The 25,526-nt window shown below is 53.8% G+C and carries 23 protein-coding genes and 1 pseudogene; 14 read left to right on the top strand and 10 right to left on the bottom strand.

Annotated features, from left to right (window positions below; genetic code table 11):
* The first annotated feature begins 98 nt into the window (after nucleotides 1–98).
* Nucleotides 99–1,043, top strand: coding sequence for a PEP-CTERM sorting domain-containing protein (locus tag BMZ14_RS10585; protein WP_143071964.1), 945 nt, complete (start codon nucleotides 99–101; stop codon nucleotides 1,041–1,043).
* A 133-nt stretch (nucleotides 1,044–1,176) separates the two neighbouring features.
* Nucleotides 1,177–1,449, top strand: coding sequence for a hypothetical protein (locus BMZ14_RS14840; protein ID WP_218145018.1), 273 nt, complete (start codon nucleotides 1,177–1,179; stop codon nucleotides 1,447–1,449).
* A 79-nt stretch (nucleotides 1,450–1,528) separates the two neighbouring features.
* Here BMZ14_RS14840 and pyrF read toward each other — a convergent pair whose 3' ends face one another.
* The 6 genes from pyrF to aroA form a co-directional block, all read right to left on the bottom strand.
* Entirely contained in the window at nucleotides 1,529–2,233 is a 705-nt protein-coding gene (pyrF, locus tag BMZ14_RS10580) for an orotidine-5'-phosphate decarboxylase (RefSeq protein ID WP_074797353.1), read from the bottom strand.
* 52 nt (nucleotides 2,234–2,285) lie between these two features.
* The gene (locus tag BMZ14_RS10575) at nucleotides 2,286–2,543 is read right to left on the bottom strand and encodes a LapA family protein (protein WP_074797587.1); all 258 of its coding nucleotides are present in this window, start codon (nucleotides 2,541–2,543) and stop codon (nucleotides 2,286–2,288) included.
* Nucleotides 2,544–2,704: 161 nt separating this feature from the next.
* Nucleotides 2,705–2,989: an integration host factor subunit beta gene (locus BMZ14_RS10570; protein WP_074797351.1), complete on the bottom strand. Its 285-nt coding sequence runs from the start codon at nucleotides 2,987–2,989 to the stop codon at nucleotides 2,705–2,707.
* A 10-nt stretch (nucleotides 2,990–2,999) separates the two neighbouring features.
* The gene (rpsA, locus tag BMZ14_RS10565; RefSeq protein WP_074797349.1) at nucleotides 3,000–4,715 is read right to left on the bottom strand and encodes a 30S ribosomal protein S1; all 1,716 of its coding nucleotides are present in this window, start codon (nucleotides 4,713–4,715) and stop codon (nucleotides 3,000–3,002) included.
* 195 nt (nucleotides 4,716–4,910) lie between these two features.
* The gene (cmk, locus tag BMZ14_RS10560) at nucleotides 4,911–5,594 is read right to left on the bottom strand and encodes a (d)CMP kinase (protein WP_074797348.1); all 684 of its coding nucleotides are present in this window, start codon (nucleotides 5,592–5,594) and stop codon (nucleotides 4,911–4,913) included.
* A 45-nt stretch (nucleotides 5,595–5,639) separates the two neighbouring features.
* Nucleotides 5,640–6,953: a 3-phosphoshikimate 1-carboxyvinyltransferase gene (gene aroA, locus BMZ14_RS10555; protein ID WP_074797585.1), complete on the bottom strand. Its 1,314-nt coding sequence runs from the start codon at nucleotides 6,951–6,953 to the stop codon at nucleotides 5,640–5,642.
* 302 nt (nucleotides 6,954–7,255) lie between these two features.
* On the opposite strand from aroA, the gene cysK reads away from it, so the two are divergent.
* The 7 genes from cysK to BMZ14_RS10520 all read left to right on the top strand — a co-directional run bounded on the left by cysK (nucleotide 7,256) and on the right by BMZ14_RS10520 (nucleotide 15,503).
* A complete protein-coding gene (cysK, locus tag BMZ14_RS10550) occupies nucleotides 7,256–8,233 on the top strand; it encodes a cysteine synthase A (protein WP_074797346.1) in 978 nt (325 codons plus the stop codon).
* 28 nt (nucleotides 8,234–8,261) lie between these two features.
* The gene (gene epsC, locus BMZ14_RS10545) at nucleotides 8,262–9,179 is read left to right on the top strand and encodes a serine O-acetyltransferase EpsC (RefSeq protein ID WP_074797583.1); all 918 of its coding nucleotides are present in this window, start codon (nucleotides 8,262–8,264) and stop codon (nucleotides 9,177–9,179) included.
* Nucleotides 9,180–9,448: 269 nt separating this feature from the next.
* Entirely contained in the window at nucleotides 9,449–10,336 is an 888-nt protein-coding gene (locus BMZ14_RS10540; protein WP_083396759.1) for a tetratricopeptide repeat protein, read from the top strand.
* 152 nt (nucleotides 10,337–10,488) lie between these two features.
* Entirely contained in the window at nucleotides 10,489–11,904 is a 1,416-nt protein-coding gene (locus BMZ14_RS10535; protein WP_074797342.1) for a dihydrolipoyl dehydrogenase, read from the top strand.
* Nucleotides 11,905–12,138: 234 nt separating this feature from the next.
* Nucleotides 12,139–12,621 carry a hypothetical protein gene (locus BMZ14_RS10530; protein ID WP_074797340.1) on the top strand — a complete coding sequence of 161 codons (483 nt, stop codon included), beginning with the start codon at nucleotides 12,139–12,141 and terminating at the stop codon, nucleotides 12,619–12,621.
* Between the two features lie 2 nt (nucleotides 12,622–12,623).
* The gene (locus tag BMZ14_RS10525) at nucleotides 12,624–13,013 is read left to right on the top strand and encodes a SirB2 family protein (protein WP_074797339.1); all 390 of its coding nucleotides are present in this window, start codon (nucleotides 12,624–12,626) and stop codon (nucleotides 13,011–13,013) included.
* A 159-nt stretch (nucleotides 13,014–13,172) separates the two neighbouring features.
* Nucleotides 13,173–15,503, top strand: coding sequence for a penicillin-binding protein 1A (locus BMZ14_RS10520; protein WP_074797338.1), 2,331 nt, complete (start codon nucleotides 13,173–13,175; stop codon nucleotides 15,501–15,503).
* 37 nt (nucleotides 15,504–15,540) lie between these two features.
* On the opposite strand, the gene hemB is transcribed toward BMZ14_RS10520, so the two are convergent.
* From hemB to BMZ14_RS10500, 4 genes and pseudogenes are all read right to left on the bottom strand, one after another.
* A complete protein-coding gene (gene hemB / locus BMZ14_RS10515) occupies nucleotides 15,541–16,548 on the bottom strand; it encodes a porphobilinogen synthase (protein ID WP_074797336.1) in 1,008 nt (335 codons plus the stop codon).
* A 367-nt stretch (nucleotides 16,549–16,915) separates the two neighbouring features.
* Nucleotides 16,916–17,500: pseudogene (gene yihA, locus BMZ14_RS10510) on the bottom strand (ribosome biogenesis GTP-binding protein YihA/YsxC); the annotation flags it as partial.
* A gap of 69 nt (nucleotides 17,501–17,569) precedes the next feature.
* Entirely contained in the window at nucleotides 17,570–18,319 is a 750-nt protein-coding gene (locus BMZ14_RS10505) for a type III pantothenate kinase (RefSeq protein WP_074797334.1), read from the bottom strand.
* Nucleotides 18,320–19,360, bottom strand: coding sequence for a biotin--[acetyl-CoA-carboxylase] ligase (locus BMZ14_RS10500; protein ID WP_256208568.1), 1,041 nt, complete (start codon nucleotides 19,358–19,360; stop codon nucleotides 18,320–18,322).
* A gap of 157 nt (nucleotides 19,361–19,517) precedes the next feature.
* Here BMZ14_RS10500 and BMZ14_RS10495 point away from each other — a divergent pair, with 157 nt between their 5' ends.
* From BMZ14_RS10495 to BMZ14_RS10475, 5 genes are all read left to right on the top strand, one after another.
* A complete protein-coding gene (locus BMZ14_RS10495; RefSeq protein ID WP_083396757.1) occupies nucleotides 19,518–21,215 on the top strand; it encodes a glutamine--tRNA ligase/YqeY domain fusion protein in 1,698 nt (565 codons plus the stop codon).
* Between the two features lie 299 nt (nucleotides 21,216–21,514).
* Nucleotides 21,515–21,841, top strand: coding sequence for a thioredoxin TrxA (gene trxA, locus BMZ14_RS10490; protein ID WP_074797331.1), 327 nt, complete (start codon nucleotides 21,515–21,517; stop codon nucleotides 21,839–21,841).
* 155 nt (nucleotides 21,842–21,996) lie between these two features.
* On the top strand, nucleotides 21,997–23,256 hold the full coding sequence (gene rho / locus BMZ14_RS10485; protein WP_074797329.1) for a transcription termination factor Rho: 1,260 nt from the start codon (nucleotides 21,997–21,999) through the stop codon (nucleotides 23,254–23,256).
* Nucleotides 23,257–23,377: 121 nt separating this feature from the next.
* Complete coding sequence (gene rpmE / locus BMZ14_RS10480) at nucleotides 23,378–23,602, top strand: 50S ribosomal protein L31 (RefSeq protein WP_074797328.1); 225 nt, start codon at nucleotides 23,378–23,380, stop codon at nucleotides 23,600–23,602.
* A 113-nt stretch (nucleotides 23,603–23,715) separates the two neighbouring features.
* On the top strand, nucleotides 23,716–25,206 hold the full coding sequence (locus BMZ14_RS10475; RefSeq protein WP_256208567.1) for a M48 family metalloprotease: 1,491 nt from the start codon (nucleotides 23,716–23,718) through the stop codon (nucleotides 25,204–25,206).
* Nucleotides 25,207–25,526: the final 320 nt, after the last annotated feature.

Genomic DNA, 25,526 nt, shown 5'->3' with positions numbered 1-25,526 from the left:
ACTGCTGTGTGTTTTTTCATTTTGACGCCATTTTAGCGCCGGCTGTAGTTTCATTTTTTAAAATAATATTAAAGACTTGGAGAATAAGCATTATGAGAATGAATAAGAAAAAGGTTGTAATCGCCCTGATTGCAATGTTCGCGCTCGCGGCAGAATCGTCAGCATCCGGCGGATTAGGCGTTTCTACGGGATTAGGCGCATCCACGGGGCTTAGCGTTTCTACAGGTTTGGGCACTTATACCAACTCGGACGCTTCTACGAACTTAAGCACCTCTACAGGCTTAGCAACTTCCACCAACATAGGAACTTCCCCGGACGTGGGAACTTCTACTAATTCAGACATAGGCCTGGGGATTTCCAATGACCTGGGGGTTTCCAATGACCTGGGGGTTTCCAATGACCTGGGGGTTTCCAATGACCTGGGGGTTTCTAATGACCTCGGAGTTTCTACTGAGCCAGTAAGGATTTCCGCGGGAACCGGGGTTTTAACGAGCACGTCGGGCCTAACCGGGCTCGATGCTACCGCTAAGATAGCAGGCAGCGTACCGGCGCCAGCGACAACAAAGGTTACTTTGGACTCACCGGCGCTTGACGTTACGAGCGAAGTCGTTGCCGCGCAAGCGGTAAATAGCACAAGCACGATTACGGTGGGCGCGCCTGCTGTCACCGCGATCACCAAAACCGATGTCACGGCTCCGAAGCTTAGCCTCACCGCTGATGCAGATGCCTCAATTTCTACCGAGGCCAACGCGTGGGCTACAGCAAATGCAAATGCAAATGCAAATGCAACGAACAATACCGGACTATCTGCCGTGCTCGATACAGAAATCGCAGATGCACGTGCTGATATAGCGGGTCAATCGACTCACATCTTTGATCTGGGCGCAACAACCGGGGTCGAAACCGGCCTGCCCCTCCAGCTGGCAGTCGTGCCGGACGCTGCAGTTTCAACAGTTCCAGAAGCAGATACATATGCAATGCTGCTAGCGGGGCTCGGCCTGATGGGTCTGATGGTAAACCGCAGAAAGGAAAAGCTGAAATAGAAATATAGAAATTCTGCTGAGGTGCGGCCGGGGTGTTTGGGTAGTTCAAGCGCCCCGGCCGCCCCTGCACTACGAAACCAATAAGTTTTTTGCCTCCATGCCAATAAGGTCCTATTGCGCCATTGTAACGTCCTTGCCCACAGCTGAACCGGATTATGTGGGGAACCGAACAGAAGCTCCAGCTAAAACTGTAGGATATTATTTCCTCATTTTTATGGAGGGGTATATGAAAAAACTATCTCGAAATATGTCCGATCTTAATTTTGCCGAGTTTGACAACTGGATTGAACCCGCGATGGTAAAAACGTTCAAGCACACGAAATTGGGTAAAAACAAACTTTGGGGCGATACAGAGAATAGCCGGAATCGAAACAAAAAAAAGCGCGAGGAAAGAATTTATTCCTGAAAAACCTTGAAAAACTGCGTGGACTGAAGCACATTCAAAGTCACAAACCTACTCTGGGTTTGATTGTAGTAGCCTCCGGTTATGAGCTATTCCTTACTTCATCGATTTCGTCATTCAAGCGCCGCAACATGGATACTGGGTCGCTTGCCTGCGTAATAGGCCTGCCAATGACCAAATAATCCGCGCCATTCTGGATCGCCTGACGTGGGCTCGATACGCGCTTCTGATCGTCGAGGGAAGCGTCAGCCGGGCGTACTCCCGGGGTAACCAGGCAGAAGCCCGGGCCCATCACTTCTCGCAGTTCCGCAGCTTCGCGGGGAGAACATACTACTCCGTCCAGACCGCAATCCTGCGTTAGCAGCGCGAGTCGCTGCACAACATCGTGCGGGTCGCCATTGACGCCGAGCTCGTCCAGATCACACTGTTCCATGCTGGTGAGCAGAGTAACGGCGATCAGTTTAGTTGAATCAGGCGGCACCGCCTCTCGGGCTGCGGATAGCATTCTTCTTCCACCGAGCGCGTGGACGTTGATCATCCATACACCCAACGCTACGGCGGCCCTGCACGCATTAGCCACGGTGCCCGGGATATCGTGAAACTTCAGATCGAGGAAAACTTCAAAACCTTTCCCCATTAATTTCTCTATCAGATGCGGACCGGCGGCGGTAAAAAGCTCCTTCCCGACCTTAACCCTGCACCACGTTGGGTCAAGCTTTGCCGTAAGACTTAGCGCGTATTCCGCGTTGGGAAAATCCAATGCGACGATAATGCGAGGATCGCTCATAAGGTCAGTCCGTTTTCATGAGTTTCGTGGAAGACCTTAGCCATATCTCGATCTACCCATGCTCATCCGATATCTTGTATCTCTTCCTGTATGTGTTGATTTCCCGCTTTTGCCTGAATATCTTGCCCAGGCAGGACCCAACTCCGATCGCCACGCCGAGAGCGAAACACAATAATATTATCAATACCAGCGGTGCATTCCATTCGTAGCCGAAATAATAATGCAGGGTTACCGTTTCGATATTCCTGACGGTAAAACCCAGTAGCAACAGAAACAGCAGGATGCGCAGGAACCACATCAGGTAACGCATGGCTCCCTCCCTAAACGAACCGAGCATTGTTAAACAGCGTCATCCAGGGAAGCATGGCTGATTCTCCTACAAGTGTTGAATTCGCTTTAGCCGCAGACAAAAAAAGCGGCAGGATCCGGAAATCCTGCCGCCATTATACCCTGCCTGTCCATCACGAATTTTCAGTCTTTCTGATCGACTCGCTCCCGCATTTCTTTCCCTGCCTTGAAATGCGGGACATACTTTTCCGGCACCTGGACCTTCTCTCCAGACTTGGGGTTGCGCCCTATACGGGGCGGCCGGTAGTTCAGATCAAAGCTGCCGAATCCACGAATTTCGATGCGCTGTCCCTGTGACAAACTCTTGGCCATCGCATCAAGGATAACCTTGACTGCAAGCTCCGCATCCTTTGCTCCCAACTGCGGATAGCGCGCCGCAAGCCTTGAGATCAGTTCAGACTTCGTCATGTCAGCCTTATTATTGTTCAGTATTCTTGACATCCATCTTGGCTTTGAGCAGCGCTCCCAGACTGGTGGTTCCCGCACTGGCAGAACTATCGACTGCAACCTTTTGAATGGCGCTGGATTCCTCAGCCATATCCTTGGCCTTGATGGAAAGGTTAATGCTCCGGTTCTTGCGATCAACGTTAATGATCATCGCCTCAACCGTATCACCTTCCTTCAAGTGGGAGCGAATGTCCTCAACCCGGTCGCGTGAGACTTCGGATGCACGCAGATAACCTTCCACATCATTCTCCAGTGCGATTACTGCACCCTTGGCGTCTATCGACTTGACCGTGCCTTTGACGATGCTGTTCTTGTCGTTTACCGAGACAAAGCTGTTGAACGGATCACCTTCCAACTGCTTGATACCCAGTGAAATTCGCTCTCGCTCGACATCAATGGACAGCACAACCGCCTCAACCTCGTCGCCTTTCTTGTAATTACGTACCGCTTCTTCTCCCGGTTGATTCCAGGAAAGATCTGACAGATGCACCAGACCGTCTATGCCGCCCTGCAGGCCGATGAAAACGCCGAAGTCGGTGATGGATTTGATTTGTCCGCGTACCTTGTCGCCCTTTTGATGATTCATCGCAAAGTCTTCCCACGGATTGACCTTGCATTGCTTCATGCCGAGGGAGATACGCCGCCGCTCTTCATCGATTTCCAGAATCATCACTTCCACCTCGTCGCCCAGCTGCACGACCTTGGAGGGATACACGTTCTTGTTGGTCCAATCCATTTCAGAGACATGGACGAGACCTTCAATGCCCTGTTCGATCTCTACAAACGCGCCGTAATCGGTCAGATTGCTGACTTTGCCGAATAGACGGGTATGTGGGGGATAACGCCGGGAGAGCCCCACCCACGGGTCTTCGCTCAATTGCTTCATGCCGAGCGATACGCGATTCTTCTCCTGGTCGAACTTGAGGACTTTAGCCGTAACTTCGTCACCAACGCTGATGACCTCAGAAGGATGTTTCACTCGCCGCCATGCCAGATCGGTGATATGCAACAAGCCATCTATGCCGCCCAAGTCCACGAACGCGCCGTAATCAGTGATGTTCTTGACAATACCCTTTACCACGGCGCCTTCTGTCAGATTTGCAAGCAAAGTCTGGCGATCTGCCCCCTGACTTTCTTCCAGAACTGCCCGGCGGGACACAACCACGTTGTTGCGCTTGCGGTCGAGTTTGATGACCTTGAATTCCATCTCCTTGTTTTCATACGGAGTGGTGTCCTTGACCGGGCGGATATCCACCAGAGAACCAGGCAGGAAGGCACGAATGCCGTTAATCATGGCTGTGAGGCCGCCTTTCACCTTGCCGCTTACGATACCGGATACGATGGCGCCGCTTTCCATCGCAGCTTCCAGATCATGCCAGGCCGTAAGGCGCTTGGCTTTATCGCGTGACAAGCGGGTCTCGCCGTAGCCATCTTCAAGCGCTTCTATGGCAACGCTGACGAAATCGCCGGGCTTGACTTCAATTTCGCCTTTGTCATTCTTGAATTCTTCAACAGGGATGAAGCTCTCCGATTTGAGCCCGGCGTTTACAACGACGATGTTGTAATCAACGCGAACCACCTGCGCGGTGATGACTTCACCAACACGCATTTCCTGACGGGAAAGACTTTCTTCAAATAGCGCCGCAAAACTTTCGGAAGTATCTATAGCGGGGGAAGCGATATTCATTGTAAAAAACACCTGGTTTGAGGTCCCATCGAAACAAATCCCGACGGGGTTAAGGGTTAATGGTAAACCGCCCTGATATACCGCCTTCCTTCCACAGACACTTGGAAAGAGGACGGAGGCGGGAATGCGTATGCTGCGTTAATGCGCGAAACAAGTATATTTCAACTTATGTATTACATTCGGAAGAAGCTGAATTCAGGCGCGCGCTTTTGCGCGAGTTTCAGCATACTGCTGCAGTACGCTATCCACCGCTTGTGCAATGTTAAGCGAGGTCGTATCCAGTAAATTCGTATCTGCCCCCAATTGCAAAGGCGCCACGCTGCGATTACTGTCACGCGCGTCTCGCTCCTGGATATCCTGCAAAAGGGTGGCAATATTAGCATCTATCCCTTTTGCCATCAACTGCTTATAACGCCGCTCAGCCCGCGCTTCAGCAGTCGCGGTAAGAAATATTTTGAGGGCGGCTTCGGGAAAAACCACTGATCCCATGTCCCTGCCGTCCGTCACCAGGCCGGGAAGCTGGCGAAACGCGCGCTGCCGGGCCAGTAGCGCTGCTCTGACCGCCGGATAAGCCGCTATTTTCGAGGCCGCATTGCCGCAGGCTTCCGAGCGAATGGCATCGGCGACATCTTCATTCCCCAACCGGATTTCGGTTCCTTTAAAGACGACATCGAGCTCTCTAGCGACCTCGCTCAGCCTTTTTTCGTCGCCACCAAGGTCGCCTCCCGAGCGCATTGCCACCAGCGCCACCAGTCGATACAGCGCGCCACTGTCAAGATAGTGGAAGCCAAGCTTGGCCGCCACCCGTTGGGCGACCGTACCCTTGCCGGAAGCAGAAGGGCCATCAATCGCAATGACCGGAATGTAATTGCCATTCATAAAAAATCACCTTATTATAAATTTCACCCTGGAGATTACGCGGGGTCAGGTACGGACTAGTGTCGAAAATTTTTCAAAATAATCAGGAAAAGTCTTCGTGACACAGTCCGGCTCATTGATGCGCACGGGCGCACCGAACGACGCGAGCGAGAAACACATCGCCATCCGGTGATCGTCATATGTATCAATCACCGCGTTTGCAGCAAGGCCCCCAGCTGGGGGGGTGATACGCAGGAAATCGGCGCCCTCCTCCACCGCGGCGCCGAATTTGCGCAACTCATTCGCCATTGCCGCCAGACGGTCCGTTTCCTTCACCCGCCAGCTTGCAATATTCCTGAGGGTAGTGGCGCCATCGGCAAATAACGCCGCTACTGCGAGCGTCATGGCGGCATCCGGGATATGGTTGCAGTCGAGATTAATTGCACGAAGAATGCCGGACTCGGGCGCGCTCGCCTCCATCCAGTTATCGCCCGACCTGATATGCGCGCCCATTTCTTTCAGCGCTTCGGCAAAACGGATATCTCCCTGAAGGCTGTTGCGGCCTATGCCTTCCACTCGTACCGGACCAGTACCGATAGCACCGGCAGCCAGGAAATAGGAAGCGGAGGACGCGTCACCCTCGACAAATACCTTGCCGGGGCTCCGATAGCACTGGTCAGCCCGAAGGCGGAACCGGCGCCACTCCTCACGCTCCACCTGCACGCCGAAACGCGCCATCAACGCAAGGGTCAGTTCGATATAGGGCCGCGAAATCAGCTCGCCCGTCACCGTTATTGCCATCGCTTCGGCAGCAGCCGGCGGAAACAAGGGCAGTACCATCAGCAAGCTGGTCAGGAATTGGCTGGACACGTCGCCTTTGACCGTTATCTCTTTTGCACGGATGGGGGCGGGTTTGATCTGAAGCGGGGGAAACCCCTCCTTGCCGAGATAAGTTATATCCGCACCTAGTTGCCGCAGTGCATCCACAAGGTCAGCAATGGGACGTTCGTGCATACGCGGAACGCCGGACAAGCGGTAATGCCCCTGGACCAGCGCCAGCACGGCAGTTAGCGGACGAAATACGGTGCCGGCATTGCCCAGAAACAGATTCGCTTCGCCAACCGGGAAACTCAGAGGTGACTGGCCGCCAACGCCCTGCACACGATAGTGATCCTTGCTGACTTGAACAATTGGGACACCCAGAGTCTCAAGCGCATCCAGCATTCGTTCCGTGTCGTCGGAAGCAAGCAAATCGCATATTTCGGTCGGGCCATCGGCCAGCGCCGCAAGCAGCAAAATGCGATTGGAGATACTTTTCGACCCCGGCAAACGGACCGCGCCCGTTGCCACCCTGATTGCCGGAAGATCAATAAACTTCAAGTCGCGCCTTGCGGAAATCTTCATGGATAAATACTATTCCCCTTGAGGCTCCAGACCTCTGATGCCCTTGGCTCCGAGACTCGTGGACTTTGGCAAATCGAATCCCCTTCTTTCGCCGGGAATGACGCCCTACTTAATTATTGTTCCTGTGATACACCGATAACGCTCGCTATTATAATCCAGTCTGAAAGGTTTCCCTGGTTTTCCCTTTTCCGCGGGCAAGGGATTTCCGCTTTGATTCCGTATACTTCTCATACCCGCAGACCCGTTGCGCCGATAATCCATACCGAGGGAAACAGAAAATGCAGCATTGGTTCAACGATAATTCCCAGTCTATCGGGCGTACCCCCCTGGTCCGGCTCAACCGCGTCACCGATGGCGCGCCTGCAAGTGTGCTGGCGAAGATAGAGGGCCGCAACCCGGCGTATTCTGTAAAATGCCGCATTAGCGCCGCAATGATCGAAGACGCAGAATCGCGCGGATTGCTCCAGGCCGGAAAAGAACTGGTTGAGCCGACCAGTGGCAATACAGGTATTGCTCTGGCGTCCATGGCCGCCGCCCGGGGCATACCGCTGACCTTGACCATGCCGGACACCATGGGAATGGAGCGGCGTAAATTGCTTGCTGCCTTTGGCGCAAAACTGGCCCTGACGGAAGGTGCGCGCGGGATGAAAGGTGCGGTAGCGAAAGCCGAGGAAATAGCCGCGTCCGATCCTGGCCGGTATATCCTCCTTCAGCAATTTTCCAATCCTGCCAACCCGGCCGTTCATGAGCGAACCACTGGCCCGGAAATCTGGGACGATACTGATGGCGCTATTGATATTTTTGTTTCTGGCGTCGGGACAGGGGGTACCATAACCGGCGTTTCGCGATATATTAAAACGACGATGGGAAAAGCGATCGTGTCAGTTGCTGTCGAACCCTCCGCCAGTCCTGTGCTTACCCAACAGCGGGCGGGCCAGTCGCTGAAACCCGGACCGCACAAGATACCTGGAATCGGGGCGGGTTTCGTTCCGGAAAATCTGGACCTGTCTCTGGTGGACGACATCGAGCAGGTGAGCAATGAAGAGGCCCTGCGCTGCGCGCGCCGCCTCGCGCGCGAAGAAGGCATTATCTCTGGAGTTTCATGTGGAGCCGCTGTCGCGGTGGCAGTACGCTACGCCAAACGTCCGGAAAATGCCGGCAAAACGATTGTTGTCATTCTGCCGGATTCGGGAGAACGTTACCTCAATTCCATCCTCTTCGAGGATGTGTTCGATACTCAGGAACTGGTACGATGACAGAATTAAAACCGTGGGGCGTCCGTCATTGAAAAGAACAGTTCAGGAAATCGATGCAGTTGTTGCGGAGTTGCGGGCCTTGCGCGTGAAATCGCTGGAAAACCGGCAGAGGCGCGATAGACCGCCCAAGCTCCCGTCGCGTAAGGTATTGGTCACTATCGCCGATGGATTGAGCGCTGTTTTGTTCCCGAACCGTCTGGGTTTACCGGAGCTCACCAGCGAGAGTGTCGATTATTATGTCGGGCATACGCTGGATGTGACGCTTCGCGAACTATTGGTGCAAGTACGCCGCGAACTGCGTTTTACATCGGGTGTGGACGCACCGGGCAACGCGGATCGGGAACAGGCAACCGCTATTACCCAGGCATTTGCAAAACGGCTGCCACACATACGAATTTTGCTGGAAAGCGACATTCAGGCCGCTTACGAGGGAGATCCGGCAGCCCGAAGCATCGACGAAGTACTGGTCTGTTATCCCGGCATCACCGCCATTACCCATTATCGGCTCGCGCATGAACTGCACTGTCTGGGCGCCCCGTTGATTGCGCGCATGATTTCCGAAATTGCCCATTCCGCCACGGGTATCGAGATCCATCCGGGTGCAAAGATCGGCGGCAGCTTTTTTATAGACCACGGCACTGGCGTAGTCATAGGCGAAACCGCTATCATAGGCCAGCATGTACGGCTGTATCAGGCCGTGACCCTTGGTGCCAAGCGTTTTCCGATGGATGAGCATGGCTCGTTGGTAAAAGGCAATATACGCCATCCCATTGTCGAGGATGATGTTGTCATTTACGCCGGCGCCACCATCCTTGGACGCATTATTATCGGCCGCGGCTCGACCATCGGTGGCAACGTCTGGCTCACGCGAAGCGTTGCTCCTGGCAGCGTTATCTCTCAAGCCCAGATACGCAATGAAGTATTTGACGGTGGCGCCGGAATCTAGCTCGAAACCCATCACGATTCAGGTATTAGATGCGGCCCCGGATGTGTCCGGAACGGCCAAGCCCGGGACTCACCGGGCCAGTGGCCTAGGCGTTGCCGCTGCCGCGAGGGCTGCCACGGATAAAGGCATTCCGTCGGCCTCGACCGTTAACATTCGATTCACCTGGCGCGTTGACCTGGGTTGACGCTCCGACAGGCAATACTTAGACTGTGCGGCAAATATAGAAAGACTCGACGCTTCAAGCGAAACAGCAACAATATTCTGACATTATGTACGCGAAATGCATCAAGTGCGGGAGTGAAAGAACGCACGGTTCTCGTGTGCGTCCGGGCGAGCGAACCATCTCCATGCTGTTCCTCCGGCCAATCCGTTGCCGTGACTGTAAAGAACGCTTCTGGGTACAGAATCCGAACGCCTACCTTGCGTTGGGCGGAGCCCTGACTCTTACCGTGCTATTTGTCGTAATGGTCTGGCTGGTCATAGAACAGAACATGGCTGATCAATATGTCGCGCCAGCATCAAGTATCGAACCGGAAAAATCGGCCGTTGCCGGCGCCGGCACCTCCACGCAAAGTCAGGGAGGATACGCGGATACGGCGATAGCCAGCGTCAAACCTTCTGCTGGGATAAAGTCGGCCCCCGGTACGAAGTCACAAGGTCAGTTAACCCAAAGTGCGAAGGACGATCATCACTTTGCGGTGCGGTTGTATCAAGAGAGCGCGGAAAACGGAAATAGCGACGCACAGTACAAGCTCGGTCTTCTGTATCTGACAGGAAATGGTGCGCTTCAGGATTTCGCCGAGGCTGCAAAATGGCTTAAATTGGCGGCGGAACAGGGCTACGGACTTGCGCAGTATGAGCTCGGGCTCATTTACCGAACGGGATATGGCCTTGCTGCGGATCAGGTGCAGAGTTATGTGTGGCTGAATCTCGCAGCGGCCGCCGGCATCCAGCAGGCGGTGACGGCCCGGGACGATGTCATGCGCACCCTCAGCAGCAAACAGCTCTCACAAGGGCAAAAGATCGCCCGTGAGTGGCTCGCCGCGCGGCCCGAGCCCAAAGCCAGGAATAACCACTCCGATGGCTCCCAGCCGGATGCATCGGCTGCACCGACACACGATGCGGCATCGTACGCCGCAGCCTTACCCCCGCGATAGACGATAGCTTCCGCCGGCGAGTGGCGGATCGCGATCAGGAGCAAATTCTCGTCGCGTTTTATCAGTCCAGGTTCCAGGGCTGTCTGCAGCTTATCTACACGTCCACTAACCTGCACACAGGCATTCAACGAGTACTTCACCGGAGAAATTGCATGAATGAAACATTCGATGTCGTTATTGTCGGAGCCGGAACCGCGGGCCTGGCTGCGTTGAGGGAAGTAACGAAGCGTACGCAAAATTTTATACTGATCAATGATGGGCCATGGGGGACGGTATGCGCCCGAGTGGGCTGCATGCCTTCCAAGACCCTGATTGAGGCGGCAAACGCCTTTCATCATCGCGGCACCTTCGAGGAATTCGGTATCCGGGGCGCGGGTTCTCTCACGCTCGATGTTGCCGCTGCACTGCAGCGTGTGCGCAGACTGCGGGACAAGTTCGTTGCAAGCACATTAAAGACCACTGAAGCGCTGGGCCAACGCGCAATTTCGGGCAGGGCTCGTCTGCTTGGGGTAGGAAGGGTGGAAGTAAACGGGCACGAACTCCGGGCGCGCCACATCATCATCGCCACTGGGTCAAGCCCTGTCGTGCCAGCGCCCTGGCGCGCTTTCGGCAAGCGGGTACTCACGACGGATACATTATTTGAACAGGAAACCCTGCCTTCCCGCATGGCGGTGATAGGCCTGGGGCCGATAGGGGTAGAGATGGCCCAGGCGCTGTCCAGGCTTGGAGTGGATATGGTGGCGTTCGGCGAACAGCCAACCATTGCAGGCCTGCGTGATATACGCGTGAATGCCGTCGCGACAGATCTTTTAAAACATGAATTCCCCTTGTTTCTGGGCGAAAAGGCCGATCTGGACACTGCTGATGGCCGTATGCGGGTTCGCACCAGGGTTAACGAAACCGTGGTTGACAGTGTGCTCGTCAGCCTCGGCCGCCGCCCCAATATCGACAACCTCGGACTCGAAACGCTAGGTGTCGAACTGAACGCGCAGGGCCTGCCGCCAGTCGATCGTCATACCATGCAAATAGCGGATATACCCGTCTTCATGGCCGGAGACATCAATGAGCACAAGCCACTATTGCATGAGGCTGCGGATGAAGGACATATTGCGGGAATCAATGCTACCCGCGCCGCGCCGGTTCGCTTCACGCGCCGTACCCCGCTCTCGATAGTATTTTCCGATCCCGGTATTGCAGCGGTAGGGAGCCGCCCCAGTTCGCTGGATGTCAATAAAACGCTGATGGGAGAAATGCAGTTCAAACACCAGGGCCGTGCCATGGCCGGTCAGCGCAACAAGGGCGTCCTGCGGCTCTACGCCCAACCCGAAACCGGCCGGCTGCTCGGCGCCGAGATGTGCGTGCCCGCGGCGGAGCATATGGCGCATTTGCTGGCATTGGCCATCGGGCGCTCACTCACCGTGCATGAAATGTTGCGCATGCCGTTTTACCATCCCGTTTTGGAAGAAGGCTTGCGGACAGCTTTGCGCGGTCTTTCAAAACAACTTCCGAGCTGCGGCGAATCGGATCTGGCCGGCTGTGAAGCGTTCGATGCCGAGGCTCTGGATTAACATTGATGGAATCCGGTCTTGCACTGCGAGATCGGAGGAACATTTCCTTGATCGGCCTGCCAAAACTCAAACACAGGTATTTGGAGTTCACACCAATTGCCCAGTCCGTCTGAACAGGACATTGCCCCTTGAAGGATACGGCGATGATGACCGACAATGCGGGTTCCAGTGTATTGCGTCAGAATTCGTTACGTAACAGCTTCGAACAAGGGTACCGAGGGGAAAACTATTCTTATGGACGAATTCGCATTTGCCAGAGTGCTTCATGTGTTGGGCATCGTTTTATGGATCGGTGGGGTCGCGATGGTCACCATTGTGCTGTTTCCAGCCATGGCGCAATTGAAGTCGGCGGCCGAGCGAACGGAGTTTTTTGGCCGTATCGAAAGCCGCTTCGCTCCCCAGGCGCGCTTCACCACGCTTATTGTCGGCTTGAGCGGATTCTATATGGTGCATATCCTCAACGCATGGAGCCGCTTTACCGAACTGCGCTTCTGGTGGATGCATGCCATGGTCTTCGTGTGGCTGATCTTTACCTTGATGCTGTTCGTGGTGGAACCCCTGGTGCTGCGTAAACGGGCCGCAAAAAACATTCAGCGAGACCATGAGAAGGCTTTTGCCGTAGCGCACCGCATGCACTGGGTTCTTCTGAGCTTGAGCCTTATCACCATTGCCGGGGCCGTAGCTGGCAGTCACGGCTGGATATTGCAGGGAGAATAAGCATGAGCTATGCGGCATTAAAAATGATTCATGTCACCAGCGTGGTCATCAGCTACCTGTTGTTTTCCCTGCGCAGCATGTGGAAGATGCAAGACTCTGCCGCATTGCAGCAGCGCTGGGTAAAAATTACGCCGCATGTGGTGGACACGATACTGCTGGTAAGCGCAATTGCGCTGGCTATAAGGATTCAGCAGGATCCGGTACATGATTCATGGCTCAGCGCCAAAGTCATAGGCTTGCTGTTTTATATCGGCCTCGGCATGACGGCGTTGAAATTCGGGAAAACACGCAAGGGAAGAATTTCCGCATGGATTGCGGCTCAGCTTGTTTTTCTTTATATCGTACTGGTCGCCGTGACTAAAAACCCGGCCGTGTTTTTTCTTGCAGCTTAATAAACAGACGACTTTTCCGGCCTCATACACCTGAAAAGATACGTCAACAATGTGCTGTGACCTTCCTGCATCATATTCCGTCGCGTGGCGTTTTAATTCAATATTCCCTTTATAATTGCATATGCTCATTTTGGCTCACCTTTTCGAAATTCAGTACACATGCTAGCGCATTGGCGTTGGTGGGTTTACCCGCTCGCCGCTTTTTTTGCATTGAGCCTTATTGGGGTCCTGCTGGTCGGTTTTGCGGCGCTGGTAACCATTCCCACGCTGCCCTCGCTGGAAGCGTTGACCGACTATCGCCCGAAGATTCCTCTACGGGTCTACAGCGCCGAAGGCATCCTGATCGGCGAGTTTGGTGAAGAGCGACGAAGCGTGGTCAAAATAAGTACGGCCCCGCAACGCCTCAAGCAAGCCATTGTCGCCGCGGAGGATGACCGGTTCTACCAGCATGGAGGAGTGGACTACCTGGGCGTATTACGCGCCGCATATTCCAATTTTACTTCCGGCGGCGTACGCCAGGGCGCAAGCACCATTACGATGCAGGTCGCGCGGAATTTCTTCCTGACCAAGGAAAAGACGTTGACCCGGAAATTCAGCGAAGCCTTGCTCGCATTCAAGATTGAACATAGCTTGAGCAAGGATGAAATTCTCGAACTCTATTTCAACCAGATTTATCTAGGGCAGCGCGCTTATGGCTTTGCCGCCGCCTCACGGGTTTATTTCGGCAAACCCCTGCAGGATCTGAATCTTGCCGAAGCGGCGATGCTTGCGGGTCTTCCGAAAGCGCCCTCACGCTTCAACCCCGTAGTCAATCCCAAGCGCGCCAAGGCCCGCCAGCTTTACGTGCTTCGGCGCATGCACGACCTGGGTTATATTTCCAACGGCGAATTCAAGGAAGCGGAAAAACTGCCATTGCACGTCAAGCGCGAATCACAGGAATTCGCGATGCGCGCCGATTATGTAGCAGAAATGGCACGCCAGGCCGTATACGAACGTCATCAAGAAGACACTTATTCGAAAGGGTTCAAAGTCTATACGACCGTGCGCCGGCTCGATCAGGATGCGGCCTATAAAGCGGTGCGGCACGGCGTGATGGATTATGACAGGCGCCACGGCTATCGCGGCCCTGAAGCCTTCTTGGCTTTGCCAGCCAATAGCCAGGAGCGGGAAGAGATACTGGACGATGCCCTACAGGAGGTGTTTGACAGCGACGACATCCTTGCCGCAGTCGCGCTTTCCGCCGACCCGAAGCTGGTCAAAGCGTATCGCAAGGGCGGTGAAATCATTGAAATCAGCGGCGATGGCCTCAAATTTGCCCAAAAATTTCTCAGCGGTAAAGCGAGCGCCGACAAGCAGATGATTCGTCCCGGCTCGTTGATCCGCATCAGGAAGAGCGAAAAAGGCGCCTGGCAAATTGTGCAACTGCCTCAGGTCGAGGCCTCGCTAATCGCGATCAACCCGAAAGATGGGGAAATTCGCGCCATGGTGGGGGGATTCGACTTCAACCGCAGCCAGTTCAATCACGTCACGCAGGCATGGCGGCAGCCGGGCTCTAGCTTCAAACCGTTCATTTATTCCGCCTCCCTGGAAAAGGGGTTTACGCCAGCGACCGTCATCAACGACGCGCCTCTTTCCTTTACCGCGGAGGAAACAGGAGGTGATCAGTGGGACCCGCGAAATTTCGAGGGAAGCTATGAGGGGCCAGTACGCATGCGACAGGCGCTTGCCAAATCCAAGAATCTTGTATCAATCCGCATTCTTCAGGCCATTGATGTTCAATACGCCCAGGACTATGTCGCCCGCTTCGGTTTCGATCCAAAGCAGCACCCCGCCTACCTGCCAATGGCCCTTGGCGCCGGCTCGGTGACACCGATACAAATGGCGGTGGGCTATGCGGCGTTCGCCAACGGAGGGTTTCGTGTATCGCCCTACTTCATTCAACGGATAGAGGATGGGAGGGGGAACATACTGGAACAGTCGAAACCCGCTGTCGCGGGCGAGAATGCCAAGCAGATCATCGACCCGCGCAATGCCTTCCTCATGACCAGCATGATGCAGGATGTGATACAGCGGGGAACTGCAACCAGGGCGAAGCAGTTGGGCCGTACCGATCTGGCAGGGAAAACCGGCACGACAAGCAATTATGTCGACGCCTGGTTTTGCGGCTATCAGGCTGATCTGGTCGCAGTCGCCTGGATTGGCTTTGACAATCCGAAATCTCTGGGAAATAACGAAACCGGCGGCCATGCTGCATTGCCGATGTGGATGAGCTACATGGGCAAGGCGTTGAAAGGCGTGCCGGTGGCGGTTTACACTCCCCCAGCGGGCATCACGACAGCCAAAATCAATCCTGAAACAGGTCTGAGGGAACCGAACGGTTCAATAACCGAATACTTTCTGGAGGAGCAGCTGCCGCCCGAAGCAGAGGTTAATGTAGCAGCCCCTGCAGAACCGATGATAGACATTATAAAAGAGCTATTCGGACAGTAATAGCCGAGGAGCATCAAAAAATCTTGCTCCTGCCTTCCTAGTTTTCCTGTTTTAGCCACTCGGCTACGGCCAGTGCGTAATAGGTCAGAATGCCGTCCGCCCCTGCTCGCTTGAAGGCAAGCAATGACTCAAGGACACAGGCCTTTTCATCAAGCCAGCCATTTTGCGCCGCGGCCTTGAGCATGGCATATTCGCCGCTTACCTGGTACACAAAAGTGGGCGCGCCGAACTGGTCCTTTACTCGCCGCACGATATCGAGATAAGGCAAACCCGGCTTTATCATTACCATATCCGCGCCTTCTTCCAAATCCAGCCCTACTTCCCGCAGCGCCTCGTCTGAATTAGCGGGGTCCATCTGATACGTATACTTGTTTCCAACGCCAAGGTTGGCGGCGGAACCCACCGCATCGCGAAAAGGGCCGTAAAAACTGGATGCATATTTCGCCGAGTAAGCAAGAATTCGGGTATGGATATGCTTCTGATCCTCGAGCGCGGCCCGGATCGCTGCTATGCGTCCATCCATCATATCCGATGGCGCAACCACGTCAGCTCCGGCCCCGGCATGAACCGCCGCCTGTTGCGCCAATACCGTCACCGTTTCATCGTTCAACACATAACCGTCGTCATCGACCAATCCATCCTGCCCGTGACTCGTGTAGGGGTCAAGGGCGATGTCGGTGATGACGCCAAGCTCGGGAAACCGTTTCTTCAATTCGCTTACCACGCGTGGCACGAGTCCGGCAGGGTTAAGCGCTTCAGAAGCAGTAAGATTTTTCAGGCCGGAGTCGATAACCGGAAAGATAGCGAGAGCCGGAATTCCGAATTGCAGACATTTTTCGGCCTGATGCATCAGCACGTCTAGACTTTGCCGCAGGACACCCGGCATGGACGGCACGGCCTCCTCCCGTTTCACTCCATCGAGCACAAATACCGGATAGATCAGGTCGTCAGAACGCAGGTGGTTCTCCCGCATCAGGCGACGGGAAAATCCTTCACGACGCATACGTCTCATCCTGTTCTGCGGAAACTGGCTTAAAACGGACATAATCGACCTAAAAAAAAATTCAATAAAAATTAAAATTCGGGAACTTGTTCCCGAATTTTATATCTTACTTGCAGACGTCGCTTTATTAGTCTCCCGCTTTTCCTCCCTGAGCGGGTACCTTAATCCCTATTAAGGTAGTTTGCCCCCGGTTTTATTCCCCTTTAACCGGGGGTTTTTTATGTTCGTTGTTGTTGTCTTTGTTGTCTTTGTTGTCTCCCGCTTTTCCTCCCTGAGCGGGTACCTTAATTCCCATTAAGGTAGCTTTACCCCCGGTTTTATTCCCCTTTAACCGGGGGTTCTTTCTTCTCACCCGGTCATTTTCTTCGGGAGCTGCATTTGATTCCTGAACCAGATCCGTCTCTCTCCCCAGCCATTTGCCAAGCATGGCAGTAGCTTCCTCGACCCCTTCCTTCGTTAAACTGGAAAATAATTGTACGCTGCATTGCGGATAAGTTTCACGTAGAAAAGCCAGCACGTCTTTGCGAATTTTCTCCGCCTGCTGCCTGGCAAGCTTATCCGATTTGGTCAGCAGTACATGAACCGGTTTTCCTGTTGAGGCGAACCAGGCGAGCATCTGCCGGTCGAGCGGAGTCAAGGGGTGGCGCACATCCATGATAAGCACCATGCCATAGAGTGATTCCCGCGTCTCGAGATAGGTGCTAAGCAGGTGTTCCCAATGCTGACGGACTCCAAACGGCACCTTCGCGTAGCCGTAACCCGGAAGATCCACCAGAAAACGGTTATGGCCCAGTTGAAAAAAATTCAGATGCTGAGTACGTCCCGGCGTTTTGCTGACAAAAGCAAGGCGTCCGCGATTGGCCAGCGAATTAATGGCGCTGGATTTGCCTGCATTGGACCGCCCGGCAAAAGCTATTTCCACTCCCTGGGGCGGCGGCAGGCAGTGCAACTCGTTAACAGTGGTATAAAACGTTGCGTGCTGAAAAACAGACATATTCCAATCCGGTCCCGAAGACGCAAAAGCAAAAAATAAATTCTACCGCTATATCGTAAAAAGAACGGCCTACAACGGCGCTTGGGAACTCTCCCGGGCAATAACTACCAGACCTTGCAATACCAGATTATCCACCACTTTGGTATTTACCGTAAGCCGGGGTTGCAACTGCTGCGCCGCGCCCCCGCTCAGAATACATTCAGGAACGTGGCCCAGAGTGCCTGCAAGCAATACCGCCATGCGCTCGACAGCGCCGGCCATTGCATGTATTGCTCCGCTGTACAGGGCGTCAGCGGTGTTGTCTGGATAATCGCAATATTTCCCATCCTCGGGTTTCAACGAGGTGATATTCCCTAACGGGATCTTCTGCATCAGATCAATGCCTGGGGTAATAATTCCACCCAGAAATTCCCCGGTATCAGAAAGAGCGTCGACTGTCATGGCGGTCCCGGCATCCACTACAAGACAGCCCTGCCCTTCCAACTCCCATGCTGCAACCAGCGCTGCCCAGCGGTCGCTTCCAAGCTGTGCCGGATAGGTATAGTAATTGCGCACGCCGCGCTGGTAATCAACAGCAGTAATCCAGTGCGGCTCGGCTTCCCACCGCGAAATCACCTCGGACAGAGCGGCCTTGGCCTCCACACCACCGACGTTGGATATCACTATACGCGAAGGTTCCCGCAAGCTTTTCCATTCCTGCTCCAGCAACTCCTTTTTTCCCTGGGCCACCGCTCCTTGTTTCAGCCAGCCGTGCCCATCATGCAACCCCCACTTGATGCGGGTATTGCCGGAGTCAACCGCAAGCAGCAGCGGCTTCATTCACGTCATCCTGCATAATGTTATCTCGCCACCGCTATAGCTCCGCACCCCCGTCGACGTTCGTAACAGCAACGATCCGTCATCCCCCACACCTGCTACCGTTCCTTGTCGGCCTGAGCCGTCCGGCAACCGAAGCGTGACAGCTTTGCTTGCACAAACATGATGATCCGACCATTCGCCCTTGAAGGGCGCAAAGCCTTTCTGCTCAAATTCCTTTAACGCCGATGCAAGATTAATCAATAGTTCCGCCAGCAATTTATTGCGGTCCGGCATCTTCCCGATAATGGAAAACACATCCGTCGCTCCCTGGTCTATGCGCCCCTGTATGCTAGGGGACAACTTCAGATTCATGCCGACACCAACCACCGCAACCGTTGGGCCCAGCATGTCTCCATGCAACTCGATCAGTATTCCTGCCAGTTTGCAGAAGTTGAACATCACGTCGTTTGGCCATTTAAGGACTGCGCCTTCAATCCCGGCCGATTCAAGCGCACGAATGATCGCTACCCCGGCCGCCAGGCTCAGGCCCGAGAGGAAACCCGCACTCTGCTGGAACCGCCATAGCAGAGAGAAGGCAAGACTATCACCAAGACCCGAATGCCATTGCCGGCCGCGCCGCCCTCGTCCGCCGGTTTGCAGTTCCACCGCCACTGCGCGAATGCCCGTGCCGGCCGAATGCACCTCGTTTACAGCTTCTTTCATCAGGAAGCTATTCGTTGAATCGATCGTATCCAGGACTTCGAGGTTAAAATTTTTGGCGTCGGCGCCCATATGCTTCAGGATCAAATCCCGTTCCAGCCATTGCACAGGTTCGAGCAGGCGATAGCCGCGCCCATGAACCTTGTGCACGGTCAGACCAACCTGATCCAAGTCACGAAGAGCGGTGGACACGCTGGCGCGCGAAACCCCAAGGGCCCTGGCAATGGTTGCGCCCGAAAGAAATTCGTTGGCACTCAACAGCCGAAGAATAGAAAAAGCAAGAGCCTTCATGATGATCAGTGTAGTGCAAATACATTTCGCCTGCGCTGCAGAGCGATTCATTTATTGCGTTCGAGGCCCACTTATAGGATTTGGATCGCGTTCTATTCCCTTATAATAACCGTCCAAGCATGCGGAGCCGGCCAGCATGGCATCGTGCGGCATTCCGGCTTGTTAAAAAATTCTCCCGGCACGGGGAATACCACTTCGAGAGGCTCACTTGAAAGATAGTCACGCAACTGGTTCCGGCATTCCGCCCGCTTCAAACTTCATCCGCAACATTATCGAAGAAGATAATCGATCCGGTAAGTGGAATGGCCGCGTGGAAACCCGCTTCCCACCTGAACCGAACGGCTATCTGCACATCGGTCACGCAAAAAGCATATGCCTCAATTTCGGCCTTGCCCGCGATTATAACGGCATATGCCATCTGCGCTTCGACGACACTAATCCTGAAAAAGAAGAGCAGGAGTATGTCGACTCAATACTTGATGCAGTCAGATGGCTTGGTTTTGATTGGGGCAAACACCTGCATTATGCTTCCGACTATTTCGACAAACTGTACGAGTTTGCAGAATACCTCATCGGGCAGGGCAAGGCCTACGTAGACAGCCTCACCGCGGAGGAAATCCGTGCGCTGCGCGGCACACTAACCGAAGCTGGCGAAAACAGCCCCTACCGCGAACGCGCCGTTGCAGAAAACCTTGACCTCTTCCGCCGTATGAAATCGGGAGAATTTGCCGACGGCACGCATGTTCTGCGCGCCAAAATCGATATGACTTCTCCCAACATCAATCTGCGCGATCCTGTGATATACCGTATTCGTCATGCACATCATCATCGCACGGGCGATAAATGGTGCATTTACCCTATGTACGATTACACGCATTGCATCTCCGACGCGCTGGAAAAAATTACTCACTCTCTTTGCACGCTGGAATTCGAAGACCACCGTCCGCTCTATGACTGGACACTGAATCAGCTGGCGGAGATCGTTCCGTGCCACCCCCAGCAGATCGAGTTTGCGCGGCTGAACCTGACCTATACCGTCATGAGCAAGCGCAAGCTGAATGAGTTGGTCGAGAGCGGTTTAGTCGACGGCTGGGACGATCCCCGCATGAATACCCTTGCAGGAGTGCGGCGCCGAGGCTATACCGCCGAATCCATCCGACTTTTCGCCGAGCGCATCGGTATCAGCAAAGCTGACTCATGGATAGACATGAGCGTGCTAGAAGATTGCCTTCGCGAAGACCTGAACGAGCGCGCCCACCGCCGCGTAGTCGTCCTGGAGCCATTGAAGGTTATTATCGACAATTATCCGGAAGATCGCGAGGAAGACTGCCTGGCTCCTAACCATCCGCAAAAACCAGAGTGGGGAAGCCGCGCCGTGCCCCTGTCGAAAACGATCTATATCGAGCGCAGCGATTTCATGGAAATTCCCTCCAAGGGCTATTTCCGTCTCTCGCCCGGCGCGGAGGTGCGCCTGCGTTACGCGTACATCGTCAGGTGCGTGGATGTCGTGAAAGACGCAAGTGGAGAAGTCGTGGAAATTCACTGCACTTATGACCCTGAAAGCAAAAGTGGCACAGCAGGAGCGGACAAGCGCAAAATCAAGGGTAACATTCACTGGCTTTCGGCAAGCCATGCGCAAAAGGCTGAAGTACGGCTGTATGACCGCCTGTTCGCTCATGCCCATCCTGACGCGGGAGGACAAGACTACAAAACGTTTCTAAATCCACATTCAAAGAAATTCATTTCTGCTTACGTGGAATCAGCACTCAATCAGGCTCAACCGGAAGACCGCTTCCAATTCGAACGTCACGGTTACTTCATCGCGGACCGTCACGATACAAAAACTGGAAAGCCCGTATTCAACCGTGCCGTAACACTACGGGATTCATGGGGGAAAACTGCCTGATCTTTTTGATCTGGAGAGTGCAAACCCCATTAATTGGGCTGCCGAGCCCGCTTAATCTTCTTTTTCCGCAGCATACAAAATCAATGTGAGCCATTTTCTGTTAAAATTACTTCCCTTTCACGCATTTTTTCGCTAGCATACCGAGTAAATATTCAGTAGCAAAAATACAAGCAGCAAAAGGTAATAATTTCTGACATTTTTGCGTAATCCTGACTGTCCCAGACTTCCGGCACTTCGCAAAATGTATCTTCGCCTGCCGCAGTCGCTAGCCGAATTTTATTCAACTGGAACGAGAACTCATGAGTCAGCATATCCATTATGTTTCCGATGGGACATTCGAAGCCGAAGTTTTGCAATCAACCGTGCCTGTGCTGGTTGATTACTGGGCGGAGTGGTGCGGGCCATGCAAGATGATTGCTCCCATTCTGGACGAAGTAGCTAAAGAATATGGAGATCGTCTGAAAATAGCCAAACTTAATATTGACGAAAACCAGGCTACCCCGCCGAAGTATGGTATTCGCGGTATCCCCACGCTCATGCTGTTCAAGAATGGTAATATTGAGGCAACCAAGGTTGGCGCCCTGTCAAAATCCCAACTCACCGCTTTTATTGACAGCCATATCTAAAACCGCTAATCTGATAAATAATCGCCTCCCCCAAGCGCTCCGATTAGATTCCGGTCCAATTAGATTCACCGCTTAATTCTCGTTCGGCCCCATCAGTTTTTCCCAACGTTTTCTGACGCTTTACGCCCCTGTTCCTCACCCACGAGTTCCACTCAATGCACTTATCCGACCTCAAAAACTTCCATGTTACTGAACTGGTAGAGATGGCTATCGCCAATGAAATTGACGGCGCCAACCGCCTGCGAAAACAGGATTTGATTTTCGCGCTATTGAAAAACCAGGCCCGCAAAGGCGAGAGTATTTTTGGTGAAGGCACGCTGGAGGTTTTGCAGGATGGTTTCGGCTTTCTGCGTTCTCCGGACACTTCCTATCTGGCGGGTCCTGATGACATTTATGTCTCTCCCAGTCAGATAAGGCGTTTCAACCTGCATACCGGCGATTCGATCGAAGGTGAAATTCGCACCCCAAAAGACGGCGAACGGTATTTCGCACTGGTCAAGGTCGATAAGGTCAACAGTGAACCGCCGGAGCAGTCCAAGCATAAAATACTGTTCGAAAACCTTACCCCGCTGTTCCCCACCGAAAGATTGTTGCTTGAACGCGACATCAAAGCCGAAGAAAACGTTACCAGTCGCATCATTGACCTCATTGCCCCTATTGGCAAGGGGCAGCGGGGTTTGCTGGTGGCCAGCCCCAAATCCGGCAAAACGGTGATGCTTCAACATATTGCCCATGCCATCGCAGCCAACCATCCCGATGTTATCCTGATGGTATTGCTCATCGACGAGCGGCCTGAAGAAGTCACCGAGATGATCCGCTCGGTCAGAGGAGAAGTGGTCTCCTCCACTTTTGACGAGCCCGCGGTCCGCCATGTGCAAGTAGCCGATATGGTAATTGAGAAGGCGAAGCGGCTCGTAGAGCACAAAAAGGATGTCGTGATACTGCTGGATTCGATTACACGTCTCGCACGCGCATACAATACGGTAGTTCCTGCCTCCGGCAAGGTGCTGACCGGCGGGGTTGATGCCAACGCGTTGCAGCGCCCCAAGCGATTTTTCGGCGCGGCGCGAAACATTGAAGAAGGCGGATCGCTTACCATTATCGCCACCGCCCTGGTCGATACCGGTTCACGCATGGATGATGTGATCTATGAGGAATTCAAGGGTACCGGCAATATGGAAATCCATCTCGACCGGCGCATGGCGGAGAAGCGTATCTATCCTGCGATCAACGTCAATCGTTCCGGCACCCGCAAGGAAGAACTGCTCATCAAACCGGACGTCCTGCAGAAAATCTGGGTGCTGCGCAAGTTGCTCTATCCGATGGACGACATGGAAGCAATGGAATTCCTGCTCGACAAGATCAAGGCAACGAAGAACAACGCGGATTTCTTCGATTCGATGCGACGGGTGTAGTTTAAGTCAGAGATACGGCAATCCTCTCATCGAATGCGCTGTTGCATCCCCTTCCAGACTAGAGGATAATGTGCGCCTTCCCGGTCCAGCGCACCGCGAGTAACAGCTCAAGGATAATCCCATGAAACCAGAAATTCACCCCAATTATCAGGAAATCACCGTAAGCTGCAGTTGCGGCAATACGTTCCAGACCCGTTCCACCATGGGCAAGCCCTTGCATATCGAAGTATGCTCGGTCTGTCATCCCTTCTATACGGGCAAGCAAAAGATCGTCGATACTGCCGGGCGGGTTGAGAAGTTCCGCCAGAAATACGGTAAAAAGGCAGAGAAGCAACCGGCGGCTTAAAAACCGGTTCAATGCTTCTGTCAAAGATAGCAGGCGGTATAAAAAAGGGTAGCTTCCGGCTACCCTTTTTTATTTCCGTCTGCTTTTTTTATTTCCGCAGTTAAAATACTTTAATGAGAATGGTATCAACTTTGGCTCTTAAACTCGCCATTTCGCTCGGCTGCCTGTTTCTGTTTACCGGGTGTGCTGTAAATCCTGTTACGGGCAAGCAGAACTTCACCCTCATGTCCGAGGCAGACGAAATGCGCAAGGGGCAGCAAGCGGCTGTCGAAATCGGCAAGGCGTATGATGTTTACGATGACTTGCCGGCCTTGCAAGCCTATGTCAGCGAGATTGGACAAAAACTCGCAAAAAAAAGCCATCGTCCACAGCTGGATTATCATTTCACCGTCGTCGACAGTCCTCAGGTAAATGCTTTTGCCCTGCCTGGTGGTTATATTTACATAACACGCGGCATTCTTGCCTATCTTAATTCCGAGGCCGAGCTTGCCGCGGTGCTGGCGCACGAAATAGGCCACGTCACGGCACGTCACAGCGTACGGCAATATAGCGCCGCCACTGCCGCCAATGTGGCTGCCGCTATCGGCGGGCTGGCGGCGGCCATATTCATGCCGCAACTGGGCGGACAGCTGGCGCAGGGCGTTCAGAGCCTTCTCGGGATTACGGGAAGCGCGCTGGTTTCTGGCTATGGCCGCAGTCATGAACTGGAAGCGGATCGTCTTGGGGCGGAGTACCTGGCGCGAAGCGGCTATGATCCTCAGGCAATGATCAAAGTTATCGGGGTGCTCAAAAACCAGGAATTGTTCGATATCGAGGTCGCCACGCAGGAAGGGCGCGAGCCACGCCGTTATCATGGTCTTTTTGCCACTCATCCCGACAACGACACGCGCTTGCAGGAAGTGGTCGGCGAAGCGGAGCAATATTCCCAGCCGAGTGCGGCGGATGATCGGCGCGCCGAATTTTTGCGTCAAACAGAAGGCATGGCGTTCGGTGATGCCGTCAACCATGGAGTTATACGAGGCAACACGTTTCAGCACAAGGAGATGGGCTTCATCCTATCGTTTCCGCCCGACTGGCGCATACGAAACAAACCCGATGAAGTCGTGGCAATCAGCCCCGGCGGCGACGCATTGATGGTGCTGAGTCGTTTCGGAAATCCCCGCGGTTCCCCTGCCGATCTCGCCCGCGAACGCCTTCGTCTTGAATCCTCTATTCCAGTGTTATCGATGACCAGCAATGGCTTAGCCCTGGCCGTCGTGAGCTCTACTACATCGGACGGAAAACCGTTCAAGGCGAGCGTGATCTACCATGACAACAATGCATACCTCCTGGCAGGGCGAGGCGATTCCCCCGCCGCGTTTGGACGCAACCAGGCGGCAATCTCCGGTACGATTGAAAGCTTTCGCGCGCTTTCCAACGCGGAGAAAGAATCCATCAAGGGACTTGAGATCAGGACCATTACCGCAACGAACGGCTTGAGCTACGCCGGGCTCGCAACGAACTCTCCCTTGGGCAGTAACGCGGAAAATTACTTGCGCTTGCTCAACGGGCAGTATCCGGAAGGGGAACCAGTTGCAGGTCAGAAAATAAAAATTGTCAAGTGAGACCGGTTCAAACTTACACCCCTCGAACTTTCTAAAGCAATTCCATTCAGGGCATTCAGGAAGCTAAGCAAGATTAACGAAGCAGTCAGATGATCGGCTTCTTGGAAGTACTACGGTATTCTCCCCATTTTTAGCTGCGTGCAGTAGTAGTATTCAGATGGCCATGACCCGCCCCCAAAATCAGCAACGGTCTAAAGTAGAAAATCCCGGCTCTTTTTGCCTGCCGGACAAGGCATTTTCCCTTGCCTGGCGGGCGAATTCAGCGGGAGTTGCCCACTGCAATGCAGAGTCGGGACGCGTCTCATTATAGTACTGCCGCC

The organism is Nitrosospira briensis, from assembly GCF_900115125.1.
GTDB lineage: Bacteria > Pseudomonadota > Gammaproteobacteria > Burkholderiales > Nitrosomonadaceae > Nitrosospira > Nitrosospira briensis_A.
Note: the sequence above shows the minus strand (reverse complement) of the source record. Positions and strands in the feature narration are given on the sequence as shown.

What these genes read in the sequence shown, in the direction of transcription:
- cmk (WP_074797348.1), bottom strand. Translation starts at nt 5,594, where the DNA reads ATGAATGGCAATTACATTCCGGTCATTGCGATTGATGGCCCTTCTGCT.
- rpsA (WP_074797349.1), bottom strand. Translation starts at nt 4,715, where the DNA reads ATGAATATCGCTTCCCCCGCTATAGATACTTCCGAAAGTTTTGCGGCG.
- BMZ14_RS10500 (WP_256208568.1), bottom strand. Translation starts at nt 19,360, where the DNA reads ATGAATCGCTCTGCAGCGCAGGCGAAATGTATTTGCACTACACTGATC.
- BMZ14_RS10505 (WP_074797334.1), bottom strand. Translation starts at nt 18,319, where the DNA reads ATGAAGCCGCTGCTGCTTGCGGTTGACTCCGGCAATACCCGCATCAAG.
- BMZ14_RS10475 (WP_256208567.1), top strand. Translation starts at nt 23,716, where the DNA reads ATGAGAATGGTATCAACTTTGGCTCTTAAACTCGCCATTTCGCTCGGC.
- BMZ14_RS10585 (WP_143071964.1), top strand. Translation starts at nt 99, where the DNA reads ATGAATAAGAAAAAGGTTGTAATCGCCCTGATTGCAATGTTCGCGCTC.
- BMZ14_RS10540 (WP_083396759.1), top strand. Translation starts at nt 9,449, where the DNA reads ATGTACGCGAAATGCATCAAGTGCGGGAGTGAAAGAACGCACGGTTCT.
- hemB (WP_074797336.1), bottom strand. Translation starts at nt 16,548, where the DNA reads ATGTCCGTTTTAAGCCAGTTTCCGCAGAACAGGATGAGACGTATGCGT.
- rho (WP_074797329.1), top strand. Translation starts at nt 21,997, where the DNA reads ATGCACTTATCCGACCTCAAAAACTTCCATGTTACTGAACTGGTAGAG.
- BMZ14_RS10525 (WP_074797339.1), top strand. Translation starts at nt 12,624, where the DNA reads ATGAGCTATGCGGCATTAAAAATGATTCATGTCACCAGCGTGGTCATC.
- BMZ14_RS10575 (WP_074797587.1), bottom strand. Translation starts at nt 2,543, where the DNA reads ATGCGTTACCTGATGTGGTTCCTGCGCATCCTGCTGTTTCTGTTGCTA.
- rpmE (WP_074797328.1), top strand. Translation starts at nt 23,378, where the DNA reads ATGAAACCAGAAATTCACCCCAATTATCAGGAAATCACCGTAAGCTGC.
- BMZ14_RS10530 (WP_074797340.1), top strand. Translation starts at nt 12,139, where the DNA reads ATGGACGAATTCGCATTTGCCAGAGTGCTTCATGTGTTGGGCATCGTT.
- BMZ14_RS10520 (WP_074797338.1), top strand. Translation starts at nt 13,173, where the DNA reads ATGCTAGCGCATTGGCGTTGGTGGGTTTACCCGCTCGCCGCTTTTTTT.
- cysK (WP_074797346.1), top strand. Translation starts at nt 7,256, where the DNA reads ATGCAGCATTGGTTCAACGATAATTCCCAGTCTATCGGGCGTACCCCC.
- pyrF (WP_074797353.1), bottom strand. Translation starts at nt 2,233, where the DNA reads ATGAGCGATCCTCGCATTATCGTCGCATTGGATTTTCCCAACGCGGAA.
- trxA (WP_074797331.1), top strand. Translation starts at nt 21,515, where the DNA reads ATGAGTCAGCATATCCATTATGTTTCCGATGGGACATTCGAAGCCGAA.
- BMZ14_RS10535 (WP_074797342.1), top strand. Translation starts at nt 10,489, where the DNA reads ATGAATGAAACATTCGATGTCGTTATTGTCGGAGCCGGAACCGCGGGC.
- BMZ14_RS10570 (WP_074797351.1), bottom strand. Translation starts at nt 2,989, where the DNA reads ATGACGAAGTCTGAACTGATCTCAAGGCTTGCGGCGCGCTATCCGCAG.